14 protein-coding genes are annotated in these 16,132 nt (G+C 39.5%); 5 read left to right on the plus strand and 9 right to left on the minus strand.

What is annotated here, in order from left to right; all coding sequences use genetic code 11:
• The first annotated feature begins 187 nt into the window (after positions 1–187).
• From B3139_RS10285 to B3139_RS10300, 4 genes are all read left to right on the plus strand, one after another.
• The gene (locus tag B3139_RS10285; RefSeq protein ID WP_293882560.1) at positions 188–3,166 is read left to right on the plus strand and encodes a SusC/RagA family TonB-linked outer membrane protein; all 2,979 of its coding nucleotides are present in this window, start codon (positions 188–190) and stop codon (positions 3,164–3,166) included.
• 11 nt (positions 3,167–3,177) lie between these two features.
• Positions 3,178–4,695, plus strand: a complete 1,518-nt coding sequence (locus B3139_RS10290) for a RagB/SusD family nutrient uptake outer membrane protein (RefSeq protein ID WP_293882563.1) — start codon at positions 3,178–3,180, stop codon at positions 4,693–4,695.
• A 76-nt stretch (positions 4,696–4,771) separates the two neighbouring features.
• Complete coding sequence (locus B3139_RS10295; RefSeq protein WP_293882565.1) at positions 4,772–6,244, plus strand: glycoside hydrolase family 30 protein; 1,473 nt, start codon at positions 4,772–4,774, stop codon at positions 6,242–6,244.
• Between the two features lie 57 nt (positions 6,245–6,301).
• A complete protein-coding gene (locus B3139_RS10300; protein ID WP_293882567.1) occupies positions 6,302–7,639 on the plus strand; it encodes a DUF5125 domain-containing protein in 1,338 nt (445 codons plus the stop codon).
• A 184-nt stretch (positions 7,640–7,823) separates the two neighbouring features.
• Here the strand turns inward: B3139_RS10300 and folP are convergent, their stop codons facing one another.
• The 4 genes from folP to B3139_RS10320 are packed head-to-tail and all read right to left on the minus strand — an operon-like array spanning position 7,824 to position 10,603.
• On the minus strand, positions 7,824–8,666 hold the full coding sequence (gene folP / locus B3139_RS10305) for a dihydropteroate synthase (RefSeq protein ID WP_293882569.1): 843 nt from the start codon (positions 8,664–8,666) through the stop codon (positions 7,824–7,826).
• Positions 8,667–8,697: 31 nt separating this feature from the next.
• The gene (locus tag B3139_RS10310; RefSeq protein WP_293882572.1) at positions 8,698–9,177 is read right to left on the minus strand and encodes a DUF4920 domain-containing protein; all 480 of its coding nucleotides are present in this window, start codon (positions 9,175–9,177) and stop codon (positions 8,698–8,700) included.
• A gap of 1 nt (position 9,178) precedes the next feature.
• Positions 9,179–9,757, minus strand: coding sequence for an L-threonylcarbamoyladenylate synthase (locus B3139_RS10315; RefSeq protein ID WP_293882574.1), 579 nt, complete (start codon positions 9,755–9,757; stop codon positions 9,179–9,181).
• A 27-nt stretch (positions 9,758–9,784) separates the two neighbouring features.
• Complete coding sequence (locus B3139_RS10320) at positions 9,785–10,603, minus strand: 2,3,4,5-tetrahydropyridine-2,6-dicarboxylate N-succinyltransferase (RefSeq protein ID WP_293882576.1); 819 nt, start codon at positions 10,601–10,603, stop codon at positions 9,785–9,787.
• 362 nt (positions 10,604–10,965) lie between these two features.
• Here B3139_RS10320 and B3139_RS10325 point away from each other — a divergent pair, with 362 nt between their 5' ends.
• Complete coding sequence (locus B3139_RS10325; protein ID WP_293882578.1) at positions 10,966–11,400, plus strand: RNA-binding S4 domain-containing protein; 435 nt, start codon at positions 10,966–10,968, stop codon at positions 11,398–11,400.
• A 48-nt stretch (positions 11,401–11,448) separates the two neighbouring features.
• Here B3139_RS10325 and ytxJ read toward each other — a convergent pair whose 3' ends face one another.
• The 5 genes from ytxJ to B3139_RS10350 all read right to left on the minus strand — a co-directional run bounded on the left by ytxJ (position 11,449) and on the right by B3139_RS10350 (position 16,107).
• Positions 11,449–11,787: a bacillithiol system redox-active protein YtxJ gene (ytxJ, locus tag B3139_RS10330; RefSeq protein WP_293882580.1), complete on the minus strand. Its 339-nt coding sequence runs from the start codon at positions 11,785–11,787 to the stop codon at positions 11,449–11,451.
• Positions 11,784–12,524, minus strand: a complete 741-nt coding sequence (locus tag B3139_RS10335; RefSeq protein WP_293882583.1) for a hypothetical protein — start codon at positions 12,522–12,524, stop codon at positions 11,784–11,786. Before B3139_RS10335 ends, ytxJ begins: the two co-directional genes overlap by 4 nt.
• Before the next feature lie 289 nt (positions 12,525–12,813).
• Positions 12,814–13,302, minus strand: a complete 489-nt coding sequence (gene ribH, locus B3139_RS10340) for a 6,7-dimethyl-8-ribityllumazine synthase (RefSeq protein ID WP_293882586.1) — start codon at positions 13,300–13,302, stop codon at positions 12,814–12,816.
• A gap of 82 nt (positions 13,303–13,384) precedes the next feature.
• A complete protein-coding gene (locus tag B3139_RS10345; RefSeq protein WP_349676343.1) occupies positions 13,385–13,879 on the minus strand; it encodes a tetratricopeptide repeat protein in 495 nt (164 codons plus the stop codon).
• Positions 13,880–14,139: 260 nt separating this feature from the next.
• Positions 14,140–16,107 (minus strand): polysaccharide biosynthesis protein, encoded by a 1,968-nt coding sequence (locus B3139_RS10350; RefSeq protein ID WP_293882592.1) that lies wholly within the window; start codon positions 16,105–16,107, stop codon positions 14,140–14,142.
• Positions 16,108–16,132: the final 25 nt, after the last annotated feature.

Genomic DNA, 16,132 nt, shown 5'->3' on the forward strand with positions numbered 1-16,132 from the left:
GCGCTCTGGTTTTTGTATTAATCTTATTATTAGGTTGTTGTGTTTTTTAACCGGTACTTTTTAAGTACTCGCTCTTTTTTCTGTATCAAGGCGACCTTAGTTTTGTTTTGAGCAATGAAGCAGGGGAAACTCATTGCCATTTTTGGAATAACCAAAAGATGAAACAATAACCAATTTTTTATTTCATATGATTTACTTTACACGAAAAGTTGCCTTTTCTATGGGGTTGGCTTTCCTGTTCACCTTGATGAATTTGGTGTTTGCCCAAGACCGGATCCAAATCAGTGGACGTGTCCTGGATGCCAATGATCAGAAACCACTTTCTGGGGTAACCATTACACAGAAGGGAAGTAGCAATGCAGTCTCCAGTAACGGAGATGGGCGTTTTCAAATGTCAGCTAGTACGGGCAGTACACTCCAATTTACATTTGTTGGATACGATACCAAAGAAGTGCCTGCCAATAGTACCATGGTGGTCCAATTAAACTCTTCTACCAATGTGCTTGAGGACGTCATTGTAATCGGTTATGGTAGTGTGAAAAGAAAAGACGTGACAACTGCAATTTCTTCTGTCTCTACCAAAGATCTAGAGAAGAGACCCGTTACTAATTTTGGCCAAGCTATTCAAGGCAAAGCGGCCGGGGTAACTGTTATTCAGCCGAGTGGTCAACCAGGTGCAGCACCTCAAATACAAATTCGCGGAATAACATCTTTTAATAGCAATACTACTCCTTTGTATGTCGTTGATGGGGTTCCTGTTGAGGATATTAAATTCTTGTCACCAAATGATATAGTGGATATCCAAATTCTAAAGGACGCTTCATCCGGCGCCATTTATGGTTCTCGCGGTTCGAATGGCGTTATTTTAGTAACGACCAAGTCCGGTAAAGCTGGTGAAGCAAAAATAACGCTTGGAACACAATGGACAGCCAATGTTGTCAATAACACTGTCCAGGTTTTAAATACCAGCCAATACAAAGATTTACAGGATGAGATCGGCCTAGTCAATCTTCCGGAAGGATTGTTGGATCAGACCGACTGGTTTAAAGAGACCTACAAAACAGGGATTCAGCAAAACCATCAAATATCAATTTCGGATGGTAATGAGAAAATCCGTTACTATCTGGGTGGCGGTTATTTGAATGAAAAAGGGACATTACAAGGCTCGTTCTTTAGACGGTATAATTTCCGTGCTAATATTGACAATCAGGTTCGAAAATGGTTAAAGGTCAATGCGAATATCAATTATTCGGATAACAATGATAATGGCATTACCTCGGGCTTGGGATCTAATCGTGGCGGTGTTGTTACCTCCGTGATTACAACACCCACTTATGCGCCGGTATGGGATCTAGCAAATCCGGATCGATTCTATAATAATTTCTATGGGATCAGCAACATCACCAGTCCTTTGGAAAACTTAGCGCGGACAAAAAATAATAATAACCGAGAAAATCGGATTGTCGCCACAGGAAGTGCATTGGTTTCTTTTATGCCCAACTTCACTTGGAAAACTTCGTTTTCATTCGATCGAAGATCGGGCATTATGACTACCTTCCTGGATCCTTGGACCACAGCATGGGGAAGAAATCAATTTGGCGAGGCCTCCGACATGCGTAATACAAACACCGTATTAACTTGGGATAATATCTTAACGTATAGCAAAAGCTTTGGTAAGCATAATCTGGAAGCAATGGGTGGTTCTTCCTGGACAGATTCTAAGTACGCTAGAAGTGAGATTTTTGGCTCAAACTATGCAAATGGCATCATTGAAACGCTGAATGCTGCCAATAAGATTTCTTGGGACAGGACAGGATCTACGGCATCAAACTGGGGAATTATGTCCTATTTTGCTCGCGCCATGTATAATTATGATGGCAAGTATTTAGTGACTGCGAATATGCGTGCAGACGGTTCGTCGAAGCTTAGCCCAGAACACCGTTGGGGATATTTTCCATCGGTTTCGGCTGCATGGAGAATTTCTTCGGAAGACTTTATGAAAGATATTGCCTGGATTAATGATTTTAAAATTCGCGGTGGATGGGGACAAACGGGTAACCAATACGGATTAGGCGATTATGCGTATCTGCAATTAAGCGGTATCCAGCGTCAACAGTGGTTTGTCGAAGGAAAAGAAAATTCATTGCCCAATATCAACAAACCAACAATCTTACGAGCGAAAGACCTGACTTGGGAAACAACAAGTACCACCAGCATAGGTTTTGATATCACCATGTTGAGCAATAGATTAACCGTCAGTGCAGATTATTACAACAAGGATACCAAAGATCTTTTAATGAATGCAAGTCTACCTGCAGGACAGCAAGCAAACACGATCCAGAGAAATGGCGGCCGTCTGAACAACCATGGTTTTGAATTTGCGGTGAATTCAAAGAATCTGACCGGGAATTTAACTTGGAACACAGATTTTAATATTTCTTTCAACAGAAATAAACTACAGCAATTGGATTTACAACAGGTGTATTATGATGTCAAGACAAACGATTATGTCAATGACTTCGTGGTAAAAAATGAGCCGGGGAGATCGCTTGCAGGATTCTACGGTTATCTATCAGATGGTGTAAATCCTGAAACGGGTGAACTCATGTATCGTGACCTGAATGACGATGGTAAGATTTCATCAAGCGACCGTACCTATATCGGTAATCCGCTTCCAAAGTTTGTGTACGGTATGACAAACAGCTTCTCTTATAAGAATTTCGATCTAAGTATATTCATTCAGGGGACTTATGGCAATGATATCTTCAATGCCAGTCGTATGGAAACAGAAGGAATGTATGACGGTCGCAATCAAACAACAGTGGTATTGGATCGTTGGCGGATACCTGGACAAATTACGCATGTTCCAAAAGCAGGTTTCGATATGAAAAACTCAAGCTATTTCGTCGAAGATGGCAGTTATCTGCGCATGAAAAATGTTTCTTTGGGTTATTCTATCACGCCTGAAAAACTGAAACGGATTGGTATCAACAAAATTCAGCCTTATCTATCCGTAAGTAATCTATTTACCTTGACCAAATATTCGGGCATGGATCCGGAAGTAAACCAATATTCTGGCGGATCCGATGCTAGAATCCAAGGTATTGATTGGGGAACCTATCCGCAGAATCGTTCATTTGTTTTAGGTCTTAATATTGAGTTTTAATTGTCTGTATCATGAAAAAATATATAAGTAATACGCTTTCTTTGCTAACGGGCTCTTTGTTTTTATTTTCCTGTTCGCTGAATCGTGATCCGCTTTCGGATTATTCGGATGTGAGTCAGGGTAAAACAGAGACAGGAACACAGGTTGTTTTTAAAAATAGGACCGAAGTGGAAACCTATTTGGCTGGAATATATCAACAGATGAAAGATCGACAAGAGCATTGGTACCTCGACCTGCTCTTGATTGGAGATTCGCACGCCGACAATTCCTATGCTGGAACGACCGGAGCGGAAGTTTTACCTTTTGAGAACAATTCTATTGAAGGTTCTAATTCTGTCGTTGACCGCGATTGGGGAAGATACCTGGAAGACGTTGGACGCGCAAATCGCTTGATCATTTATGTGGATAGTGTCGCCGATAAATCGCTGAGCGATACAGATATTAGAACGTATAAGGCACAAGCAAAACTATTCAGAGCATTGGCCATGTTTGATATGGTCCGTATATTCGGATCGATCCCTGTGATTACCACCATTGCCCCCGATATTACCGGAGATAATGTCAATGAAGTTTATCCACAGTATTTTCCAAAACAAGCTACCGAAGAAGAAGCTTATAAGCAGATTGAAAGGGATCTGCTAGATGGATTGGCTGATGCACCTACTAACAATAACGGCAATAAGACCTTATTTACTAAATCCGTAGCGCGTGCTATGTTGGCAAAGATCTATGCCGAAAAACCAATTCGGGATTATGGTAAAGTCGTTCAATTTGTTGATGCCCTGACTGCAGATGGCTTTGACCTAAATCCTAATTACTCAGATTTGTATGCGATGAACGCAAGCAATACGGATCTTGCACAACGTAATACGAAAGAATCTATTTTAGAAGCACAGTTTACAGCTGGAGGCGGTAATTGGGCCACCTGGATGTTTGGACGTGATTTGTCCAATTATGATAATAACTTTACCTGGGCAAAATGGGTAACTCCGTCTCGGGATTTGATACAGACCTATACGAATGAGGGAGATCAAATTCGTTTGGGCCAATCGATCGTTTATTATTCAACAACCTGGAGTAATTATTATCCTTCAAATAATTACCCATTCATGTTTAAGTTGCGGTCTGCATTTAATAGTATTGTTAAACTTCGTTACGCTGATCTATTGTTGTTGAAAGCAGAAGCATTAATTCAACAGGGATCAGATTTATCTGGAGCTGCCGACATTATAGACAAAATTCGTACGCGCGTTAAACTGCCTAAATTATCTGCAGCGGTACGTTCAAATAAGGATGCTTTATTGGATGCTTATTTGAAAGAGCGCCGACTAGAATTGGCTTTCGAAGGACAGCGTTGGTTTGATCTTGTGCGCTTAGACAAGGTAGAGCCAGTTATGAATGCTGTTTATGCAAAAGACGCAGGGAGAAAAGCTCAGGTATACCCTTTTACAAAAAACTCTTACCGCCTGCCGATCCCGCAACCAAAAATTGATCAGAACCCTAACCTCGTTCAGAATCCAGGCTATTAATTGATTTAACAATGGGAAGTCCCTTCCGATGGACGGGAAAAAAAACTAACAGATGAAACGCAATAATAAAAAAACTATGATATATACATTCTTGTTGTCCTGTCTCGTGACGGCAACATCTTGTAACCGTGACAGCTATACACCTTCACAAGGTGAAGATATTAAAAAAAGTGGTGATGTTACCATTTATACCACGACAGGCAGTCGGTCTTTGGATTTTGGAAAGCGCTTTGTTGATTTCAGCTCCAAATTTAATATGTCGCCCAATACAATTACGTTAGATCCAGCGAAGAAATTTCAGACTATGGATGGCTTCGGCGCAGCAATTACAGGTTCTACATGCTATAATCTAATGAAAATGAGTAAGGAAGATCGAACAAAATTTCTTACAGAGACTTTTTCCGATAAAGATGGGATGGGCATGAATTACATTCGTATTGCTATTGGATGCTCCGACTTTTCGTTGAGTGAATACACCTGCTGGGACAAGCAAGGGAAAGAAAATTTCGGCATGCAGATGGAAGAAACCCAATATATCATTCCGGTACTTAAAGAGATACTTGCTATCAATCCATCTATAAAGATCATGGGCTCACCTTGGACTCCACCGAAATGGATGAAAGTTAACAACCTGACTGATTTAAAGCCTTTTGATTCCTGGACTAGCGGACAGCTGAATCCAAAATATTACCAGGATTATGGTTGGTATTTCGTGCAATGGATCCAGGCAATGAAGAAAGAAGGCATTAATATTTATTCGATTACTGTTCAAAATGAGCCTTTGAATAGGAAGAATTCCGCGTCGCTTTATATGTCATGGCAAGAACAACAAGCTTTTGTAAAACAATCTTTAGGGCCACAATTAAAAGCAGCAAACCTGTCGACAAAAATCTATGCATTTGATCATAATTATAACTATGATGATATTGCTGATCAGACTGATTATCCTGTGAAGATTTATAACGATGCCGAAGCAGCCTCATTCTTTGCAGGAGCGGCGTACCACAACTATGGTGGTGATAAAGCAGAGCTAATAGATATCCATAATCAACGTCCGGATAAAGAACTGGTCTTTACAGAAACATCCATTGGGGAATGGAATGATGGCCGGAATCTTGAAAAACGTTTGATGGAAGATATGCGTGAAGTCGCCATTGGCACAGTTAACAATTGGAGTAAGGGTGTAATTGTCTGGAATCTGATGTTAGATACCGAAAAAGGACCGAATCGGGAGGGCGGCTGTCAGACATGTTATGGAGCTGTAGATATCAGTAAGGCGAATTATAAAAATATAACACGCAATTCGCACTATTATATTGTTGGTCATCTTTCTGCGGTGGTCAAATCAGGAGCGATACGGATTGGCACTTCTGGGTATACTGCGGAAGGCTTGGTTTATACGGCGTTTCAAAATACAGATGGAACCTATGCTGTCGTTTTATTAAATGACTCAGGCGATAGCCGCAAAATCACATTGGCTGACGGTAAAAATCATTTTAGCTATGATGTGCCAGCAAAGGCGGTTGTTTCTTACCGCTGGACTTATTAATTGGAGGACGATAAACCCTAAGCGCTATCTTGCCGATAGCGCATAAATTATGAATAAATGAAAAGATACTTCATCAATCTACTCTTGGCAACTGCTGCTCTTGCCGCAGTAAGTTCCTGTAAAAAGGATGAAAAATATACCTATCAGGTAGGGGATCCTAAAATCGAATTGAAATCACCTATCTCATCCGCAAATTTTGGTGATAGCCTAGAATTCCAAGTACACGTTTCCGATAACGAAGTTGCACTCTCTACGGTTAAAGCCCAGTTGTATTTTACAGATGACAAGGTAACAGAGACCGTGATCCGTACCAAAGAAAACGGAGACTACGCTGGAAAGATTTATGTTCCATTCCTGAAAGGTATTCCCGACGGAAAAGCAACATTAAAATTTGTTTTGCAGAATATAAGCCAGAAAACGAGCGAACAGTCTTTTGACCTAAGCCTCAGCAGACCTGACTTTCCGTATTTAACCTTGGTCACCGAATCCAAGTCCTATCGAATGGAAAAGGTAGGACGTAATCAATATGCAGCAAAAGAAAACTTTCCTGCAGAAGTAAAAGGCTATATCCAAGCGCCAAAAGTTGGTTCACAAGGAAATGCAATGAATTTTGGTTGGGTCAATAATGTTATTAATTTAGGTTCTACTGCCGAAATTCCATTCTCGAATTCGACTTCTGGTGTATATCCGATTCAATTTAATACATTGACCTTTCAGGCTTCTCCGTTTATTGTTGTTCTACTCAATGGATCGCAGTTTAGCCGACTAGATGATAAGCATTCCAAAGTTGAAATCGAGCTCGCGCAAGGAAAAGCGACAACCTTCGAAGGGATTGCGGATCTGCAAAATTGGTGGATTGATCCAGATTACTTTGCTCAAGCGGCCGATGGAACTCTTTCGTTTAAAGGAGCAACCGGGAAATACCGTGTTACCGCAGACTTTAACTTAAAATACTTTGTGGTTGAGGCGATGACAGGTAATGATTTGGCAAAACTACAAGATGACGGAACTGGTGCCATCTGGATTATTGGCGAAGGAATTGGAAAACCTAAGGTATCCAGTAATCAGGTAGGCTGGAATACGGATAAAGCGCTTTGTTTGGTTCCATTAGGTAATAAGAAATATCAGATAACGGTTAAGGCCGGAGAGTCCATAAATTCTGATAACATCAACTTCAAATTTTTCCATCAAAAAGGATGGGGAGGTGAATTTGGAGGTGCGGACATCACAACTACAAGTGATATTGTATTTGTGGGGGATGGCAATAATGGACGTGACTCGGGTAATCTTGGTATAAAAACCGGTAAAGTATTAGAATCAGGTAAGACTTATATTTTCACGCTGGATTTGACTGCCGGGAATAAGAAGGCTGTGTTGACCGTAGCAGCGAAATAAAATAAAACGAGTTTTGGAATTCCTGGGCAGTTTTTTTGCCCAGGAATTTTTATCTAAGCTTAACTTATTTGATAGATTTTAAGTCTTTCGGACCATTCCTATATAACAGTTGGACGATAGCAAGGAAAGTCCGTATCACACTGTGAAAATCCGATGATATGCTTTTTAGGAAAATAGAGCTAATCTATGAATAGAAGAGATCAACTAACTGTTTCGCTTCTTTTACATCATGTACACGTAGAATTTGTACGCCTCTTTCGAGCAGTAATGTATTCAAAGCGGTAGTACCGTTTAACGCTTCCTGGGCTGTGATCCCGATTTTTTTATAGATCATGGATTTGCGGGATATTCCGCCCAAAATTGGTAATTCGAAGTAGTGAAGTTCATTGACACGATAAAGCAACTCATAGTTCTGTTCGGCTGTCTTGGCAAAGCCAAAGCCTGGATCAAGAATAATGTCTTTCACCCCCATACTTCTTAGCACGGCGATGCGCTCACCCAAAAACGTGGCAACATCCGTTACAATATCTGTGTAGTCTGTTTTTTCCTGCATATTTTCGGGAATACCGCGCATATGCATAAGAATGTAAGGAACCTGGTATTTGGCTACTGTAGCAAACATATTATCGTCGAGTGTACCACCAGATACATCATTAATGATGTGAACGCCTGCTTCAACCGCTGCAGCTGCAACGTCGGCCCTGAAGGTATCAATCGATAAAATGGCGTCAGGAAACGCCGCTTTAATTGCTCGAATTGGGGGTAGAGCTCGATCCATTTCCTCCTGTGATGAAATTAATGGTGCGCCTGGACGTGAAGAATAGGCGCCAATATCGAGAATTTGAGCTCCCTCAAGCAATAACTCCTTTGCTTTCCCTACCGCACGTTCAACGGTCGTATTATCGCCACCATCGTAAAAAGAATCCGGAGTCACATTGAGTATGCCCATAATAATGGGCGTATCGAAGGTCATTAAGGTGCCATCGACTAGTATGGATTGACAGGGTGATGTTTGAAATCTTTTCATCGGAACAACGACAGCGTAAGCGTATACAGCTTTATTTTACAACCAAAACACCATCAGCAATAATGCTTATGTCTTTTTTGGGTTGTGTAATTTGATCTATTTCAGCCTGTGATTTGCCAAGATCCTTTGCGGCATGTTGTAAAGATGCGACGGAAACTTCTTTTTTCTTTGCGCTCCCCTCCACGACAACCGTCTTACCGACAATGTTCGATGGCATAAAAAAACCATAGTCTTTAAAACGCACGGTAATAGGCTCTTGTCCGTCACGTTGTAAGGTCATGAAACAACCCTTTTTCTTACACACTTCTACCACCTTACCCGTTATCTTTCCATGGAAAGCATTCTTTTGTGTAAGCTCCTTTTCAAGCTTTGCCACTGAAATCGCATTGGAAGCAGAAATTTCTTTCCCATATTTTACTCCGGGCTTGGCTGCTGGAATATCCTTTTGTTGCCCGAATGAAAAGCGAGTGACGACAATGGCCAAAACAAGAAATAAAAAGATCTTTTTCATATTATTTTCTAATAAATTCGAATTTACCACTTGGGTCTAGTTTCATAACGGTAGATGATTTTCCATCTGTTGCTACATTCCTGTCGTAAGCGACAATATAGTCGACTCCAGCTTTAATGGTGTCAGCGATTTCATCAAAATCTTTTGCTGTAGGTTCACCGCTGATATTGGCCGAAGTGGAGATTATGGGTTTGCGAAAGCGTTGTAACAGCTGCTCACAAAAAGGATGTTTGACAATTCGAATGCCAATAGATCCGTCTTCCGCTATTGCATTGGGAGCAAGATTTTTGGCATTCGAATAAACAATTGTCAAAGGCTTTTCTGTGTATTCAATAAGTTGATAAGCGACTTCGGGAATCTCATTGACATAACTCGCCAGTTGATTGTCATTATGTAATAAGACTATCAGACTTTTAGATTTGTCTCTTCCTTTCAGTTGAAAGACTTTTTCTACCGCTTCAGGATTGGTAGCATCGCAGCCTATTCCCCAAATTGTATCCGTTGGGTAAAGGATCAGTCCACCATTTTTTAGCGTTTCCAAAGCCTTATTCAAATCTTCTCGATCTACGAATCCACTCATCTTTAATTTTCTATGCTAATTTTAATTTTAAACCGCAACATTGTGTTCACGTAAAGCGTCGTTTAATGAAGTCTTTTTGTCCGTAGACTCTTTGCGTTGTCCAATAATCAGGGCACAAGGAACCTGATATTCTCCAGCTGCAAATTTTTTCGTATACGATCCTGGAATAACAACAGAGCGGGCAGGCACATAACCTTTATATTCTACTGGCTCAGATCCAGTCACATCAATAATTTTTGTCGAGGCTGTTAGTACAACATTGGCACCTAATACGGCTTCCTTTTCTACGCGAATACCTTCGACTACAATCGCTCTTGATCCGATGAAAACATTGTCTTCAATAATAACCGGAGCTGCTTGTACAGGTTCCAATACACCACCAATGCCAACGCCACCACTCAAATGTACATGTTTGCCGATCTGAGCGCAAGAGCCGACAGTTGCCCATGTGTCCACCATCGTACCTTCGTCTACATAAGCACCAATATTAACATAAGAAGGCATCATAATAACCCCTTTAGCCAAATAAGCACCTAAACGAGCCGATGCCCCGGGTACAACACGCACGCCCGTATGCTTATAGTCTGTTTTGAGTTTCATCTTATCATGAAATACAAAAGGCCCAGCAGTCATTTCACGCATGTCATTAATAGGAAAGTACAAAATAACAGCTTTCTTGATCCAATCGTTCACGTGCCATCTGGTGCCAATCATTTCGGCGACGCGAATTTCACCGCTATCTAATTTCATGATGACCGTACGAATCGCTTCCGTATATTCTTTATATTCTAATAATTGCCTATCTTCCCAAGCTTCCTCAATCAGTTTTTTAAGTGGCTCTACCATATTATTTTTTTGCTTATTTGAATTAGTTTATTTTGATGTACAAACTTAGATAAAGTTGGACTTAAAAGCAACTTTATCCATTGTTCCTTGCGTTATACTTTCCAGATACCAACAGCGTACCAATTTATGATCAGCTCTTCACCGTACCCACAGTGTGCGCGCAGCGAGTTCACGTTGAATCCACCTGTTGAAGGTGCATTCACCATGCAATGCTCGTTTTAACAGTCCGCTTGCAATGAGGAGTTGACGTTTGGTTGGTGAGCGATTGAATAGGAGAAGGTTGATAATTGAACTCAGGTGTATGGATATTTTCTATAATTTCTTTTGGTTGTAATGGTTCTAAAAATAGCTATTTTTGTACTATGGCTGGAACATCAGAAAAATTAAGAATTGATAAATATTTGTGGTCAATTCGTTTATTTAAAACCAGAACCTTGGCGACCGAGGCGTGCAAGGCTGGAAGAGTTAAATTAAAAGGACAGAATATAAAACCATCTTACGAAGTAAAGTTAGGCGATGTATATCACGTTCAAAAAGGTATTGAGCGTAAAATCGTGCTTGTGACCGGCCTGCTGGACCGTCGTGTGGATGCAAAGACTGCTGTGCAATTCTACGAGGATCAAACTCCTGTTGAAGAGACGGTTGGATATAAATCTATGTTTCACGCTCCTGTCCTCAAAAGAGATCGTGGTACCGGTCGGCCTACTAAAAAGGACCGTCGGGAAATCGATGATCTGCAATCTTCAGAATGGTGGGAAAAGGACGATGAAATAAAAAATCCAGAACCAAAAAAATAGCTGTTTATTTTGATGGAATCCAAAAAGAATCCGACATGGACTATACTATTAGATTGCCACTAAGTATTTTTCGATCTCATCAAATTGGATATCGCCATGTGAAGCATCGTATATACTGTCTTTTCCTTTAATAATCAATATTTGAGGAGATTGATGTTCTACATTCCAGCGTTGAGCAATCTCATTCGAAAGAGAACGGTAGCGCAATAGGTCTAAGAGATAAATCGTATAATCGTGGTCTGATAGCGCAGACATTCGTTCAAGACTGCGTTTAGCCATATTACTGATACCACATGTTGTGCTATGTTTAAAAATAGCTGCAACTTTATCCGATTGATATAGTTCTTGTAGCTGTTCTTCTGTGTTTAATGCTATCCAATTGATCATAGTTCTGTGAATTTTTTTTGTTCTACTTGTACAAAAGATGAAATAGAGGAGAATAGACAACTTCTCTGTTCGTTCGTTGTGCAATTGAATAGGCTTGGTAAACGTATACCGTCGCCGATCTCCTTATAATTGCTCACTTCATATGTAATTTTTTCTCCCTTATCTGTGTATTCATAACGCGCGATTTCCCCTGTATTTTGATCGATGTAAAGCAATCCGGCAATCCTGGTCCCAAAAATGGGGGTTGAAGAAAGGATATTGGATATCGTTAATTTTTGTCCTGCGCTAAAGCTTTCTTTCTGGTTTTTGAGCTGCACATTCTTCTGTCCAATGAGGGTGGGTAAAAGGAGCAAATTAAAATCCAAAAAGAGTTGGCTTTTGATTGATTTCTTAAGCTCTGCCTCGTCTGTGGATAAATTTCCGCCAATAAAGAGCTTATCACCCCCAGGGTTTTTAAAATTAAATAGGTAAGTCACTTGGTCTGTTCCTGTATACCCATCAAATCGACACGCTCCCGTTGTCCGATTGAACAAGAATTTTCGTTCCTCGTTAGCTAATTGGTCTGAAATGTTATTCCCTTTTGCAGAGAATGCTAAATACTGTAACGAATCCCACTTTTCTTGACCGCCAATACTTTGCCAAATCTGTTTATGTAGACTATCCTCTTGCGCTATTAAATTCAACTGACAGAACAAGGTCAGGATAACGATACTGAATACGTTCGATAATATTTTCATAACCCTATTTTTTTAAGAAACAATCATCAAGTGGACTATGCAAAAATTAAAGATACTCCACTTCATCATTGCATTATTTTCTGTGAGACTGGCGATTGTTCCGCTTACTTTATCCATGTGAGCCCATCAACGACAATTTATTCTGATGAAAAATAAAAATCGATTAATAAGATAATAGCATATTTTATTAATCGATTGATCACAAATGGAAGTACCTTACTTTAAACTATGTTCAATAAATACTTTCATCATTGACGTGTAAGTATAAGTAGGCAAAATTGATACCAAATTAGAATTTTTTGGCAATATGAGCCATTTGTATCGCTGTAATAGCAGCTTCTTCACCTTTATTCCCGTGCTTTCCACCTGCACGATCCAATGCCTGTTGGAGGTTGTCTGTTGTTAATACACCAAAAATTGCTGGCTTATTATATTTGAGCCCTACATTAGCAATGCCATTTGCAACTGCATCGCAGATGAAATCAAAATGTCTTGTTTCGCCCTGGATGACGCAACCTAAACAAATAACTGCGTCAAAACCCTGATTTCTCATTGCCAGATCCGCTCCTGAAATTAATTCAAAACTTCCAGGTACCTCTATAATTTGGATATTTTCTTCTTCAGCGCCATGCTCCTCCAGGCCCTTTATTGCACCATTCAATAATGCACCTGTAATTTCTGCATTCCATTGTGCAACAACGATTGCGAATTTGAATGGACTTGCATCCGCGACTTGGATATGCGAGAAGTCTGATAAATTTTTAATGCTACTTGCCATAATAGGAGCAAAGATAGTGTTTTAGATGGTCACAAAAAAAGAGGCTATCAAATAGCCTCTTTTTTTTGTGACATTGTATCGCTTATAAATGTGCCTGTACGCGACCTAATAAGCCGTCAATGGTAGCGGCCTCTTGGCTTTCAGGGAAATCTGTCTTAATCTTTTTGTAGGCAGTCTCTGCACCTTTGTAATCATTTTGTGCTTCATAAACAAGGCCTAATTTTTTTAAAAAGAGCGGTGTTGTGTAAGAATTGCTCGATTTTTCGGAAGCCTGTTTATAGTAATCAGCAGCTTTTTTGTAGTCTTTTAACTCTGAATATGCATCACCTGTTAAACCAATTACCAAAGGGTCAAGAATTTGGCTTCCAGTAGGAGAATATTTTTCAAGAGCTTTTACAGCCTCTTCGAATTTACCTTGGCGCAAATACAATCCCCCTAAATAAGCATTCGCTATATTTGCCGATTTTGTATTCGAATATTCATCCGCAATTTGTTTAAATCCAAGAAATGCACCATCCCCCATGATTGCTTTATTTTGCAAAGAATCAATTGTGGCAAGCTGTTCAGCTTTATACATACGGTTCGAAGCTTCCTCTGCTCTCGGATCTAGATACAGCTTTTGATATCCAAAATAAAGTAAGATCAATACAACGATACCACCTAAAATGAACACTACGCTTTTTTGGTTATCTTGGAAAAACGATCCTTTTGAAGGTTTGAAACCTTGATTTGTATTATTTGTGTTTTTAGACATTACTAATCAGTAAAATATGGATTGCAAAAATACACTTTTCGAGCAAAAATACAAGTTTTTTGCAATTTTAAAGTGAATTAAGTTTAGTTTTCTGACTTATTTGATAATTCGATTTCTCGATCCAGTTGCTCGTAGATCGAATTTTTGCTTTTGAATTCGGGTACAATGATTTTCATTTGGTACACCACTTCGTTTTTGTTTTGCGTTGCCAATCGTTGCTGCAGCTCTTCTATCTTCATGAGCACGATGTCGTAATTATTTTCTCTCACCTTAGCAATCATAATTTTTTCATGATGAGTCGGTAGGGTATTTTCTAGATCATTTAATAATTCCTCATACAACTTTTCTCCGGGACGCAATCCCGTAAACTTTATTTCAATATCTTCATTTGGCTTAAATCCTGAAAGACGAATCATTTTTTTAGCTAACTCGACTATTTTTACAGATTTTCCCATATCGAAGACAAAGATTTCGCCACCTTGTCCCATTGTTCCAGCCTCAAGAACCAATCGGCATGCTTCGGGAATGGTCATAAAATATCGTGTAATTTCTGGATGAGTAACCGTTACAGGGCCACCTTTTTGAATTTGATCTCTGAATCGTGGAATTACAGAACCATTTGAACCCAGTACGTTTCCAAAGCGTGTCGTAATAAATTTAGTATGGATACTTTCTTGCAATGATGCTTCCAAATGATTGTTCAACGACTGGACGTAAATTTCAGCAATTCGTTTCGTTGCCCCCATAATATTGGTGGGATTGACCGCTTTGTCTGTAGAGACGAAAACAAATTTTTCAACTTGAAATTCAACAGCTAAATCAGCAAGATTTTTTGTTCCCATCACATTAGTTTGTACCGCTTCCAATGGATGGTTTTCCATCATCGGCACATGTTTATAGGCTGCTGCGTGATAGACATAGTGTGGTTTGAACGTTTCAAAAAGTAATTGCATTCTTTTTGTACTTCGGACATCGGCTATGTACGTATGATATACTTGATTTGGAAATTCATCTTGAAGATCGAGTTGGAGATTATGTAAGGGGGACTCCGCCTGGTCACACAGTATAATCATCTGCGGTTCGTATCTTCCCAATTGGGTTGCGATCTCACTTCCTATAGAGCCTGCAGCACCAGTGACTAATATCCTTTTGCCTTTCGTTTGACTAAGGATGTGATCATCGTTGATCTTTATAGGTGCCCTTTCCAATAAATCTTCAATTTTTATTTTTTGGATCTGATTGGGATTAAGGTCGCCATTCATAATTTTCTTAACTGGGGGCAGCGTTAAAATATTAACATTTTTTTCCAGCGCGACGTCAGTGATTTCATTTTTGCGGTCCGAAGGAATATTATGGGAAGCAATAATGACCTCCTCGACATTTAACGTTTTGATCAGGTGGCTGAACTTCTGCGAAGAATATATCTTCGTTCCATCAATTACCTTATTTATTTTTTGTTCGTTATCATCTAAAAATCCGACAATGGCATTTTTGGATCTTACATCATGGTCTAATGTTCTTTTTACAGCAATGCCCAAGTCGCCTGCTCCATAGATCAGCGTTTTTTTTCTGGAGCCACTAGCTTTTTTTGTGTATAGGAAAAAAATCTTAATAATCGTTCTATAGACTGTTAAGATAAGAAATGAAAAGAGTGCAAAGAAAATAATGAGGGCAGTTGGGATATTACGCTCGATCTCATTTGCTTGGATTATTATTTTTATAACAAGGAGAATGAAAACACTAAATGTTATCGTCGATAATATACGTATGGAATCGATCGCACTTGTGTAACGAACTATTCCGGTATACATTTTAAAAAGGTAGAATGAAAAAGAGCATACACCTATAAATAAAATATAACGTATACTAAAATCAATGTCAAGCAAAAAAGCGAAGTCAAAATCATAGTAAATGACATTTGCGAGCAGATAGGCGATGGATACGCTAAAGATGTCCAATAAAAAAATGATCCACCGCGGCACTATATTTACTTTACTGAGCATGGTATTATATCTGATTAATTTAGACAAATGTAGATAAATTTGTTTCATTCCAAAGGTGTGCCAAACCAAATTT

The sequence above is a fragment of the Sphingobacterium sp. UBA1498 genome, assembly GCF_002325125.1.
Taxonomy (GTDB): Bacteria; Bacteroidota; Bacteroidia; order Sphingobacteriales; family Sphingobacteriaceae; genus Sphingobacterium.

Coding starts and splice junctions, on each gene's coding strand:
- ribH (WP_293882586.1), bottom strand. CDS start 13,302: ATGGCAAGTAGCATTAAAAATTTATCAGACTTCTCGCATATCCAAGTC.
- ytxJ (WP_293882580.1), bottom strand. CDS start 11,787: ATGATCAATTGGATAGCATTAAACACAGAAGAACAGCTACAAGAACTA.
- B3139_RS10335 (WP_293882583.1), bottom strand. CDS start 12,524: ATGAAAATATTATCGAACGTATTCAGTATCGTTATCCTGACCTTGTTC.
- B3139_RS10350 (WP_293882592.1), bottom strand. CDS start 16,107: ATGAAACAAATTTATCTACATTTGTCTAAATTAATCAGATATAATACC.
- B3139_RS10325 (WP_293882578.1), top strand. CDS start 10,966: ATGGCTGGAACATCAGAAAAATTAAGAATTGATAAATATTTGTGGTCA.
- B3139_RS10320 (WP_293882576.1), bottom strand. CDS start 10,603: ATGGTAGAGCCACTTAAAAAACTGATTGAGGAAGCTTGGGAAGATAGG.
- B3139_RS10300 (WP_293882567.1), top strand. CDS start 6,302: ATGAAAAGATACTTCATCAATCTACTCTTGGCAACTGCTGCTCTTGCC.
- B3139_RS10345 (WP_349676343.1), bottom strand. CDS start 13,879: ATGTATAAAGCTGAACAGCTTGCCACAATTGATTCTTTGCAAAATAAA.
- folP (WP_293882569.1), bottom strand. CDS start 8,666: ATGAAAAGATTTCAAACATCACCCTGTCAATCCATACTAGTCGATGGC.
- B3139_RS10315 (WP_293882574.1), bottom strand. CDS start 9,757: ATGAGTGGATTCGTAGATCGAGAAGATTTGAATAAGGCTTTGGAAACG.
- B3139_RS10295 (WP_293882565.1), top strand. CDS start 4,772: ATGATATATACATTCTTGTTGTCCTGTCTCGTGACGGCAACATCTTGT.
- B3139_RS10290 (WP_293882563.1), top strand. CDS start 3,178: ATGAAAAAATATATAAGTAATACGCTTTCTTTGCTAACGGGCTCTTTG.
- B3139_RS10310 (WP_293882572.1), bottom strand. CDS start 9,177: ATGAAAAAGATCTTTTTATTTCTTGTTTTGGCCATTGTCGTCACTCGC.
- B3139_RS10285 (WP_293882560.1), top strand. CDS start 188: ATGATTTACTTTACACGAAAAGTTGCCTTTTCTATGGGGTTGGCTTTC.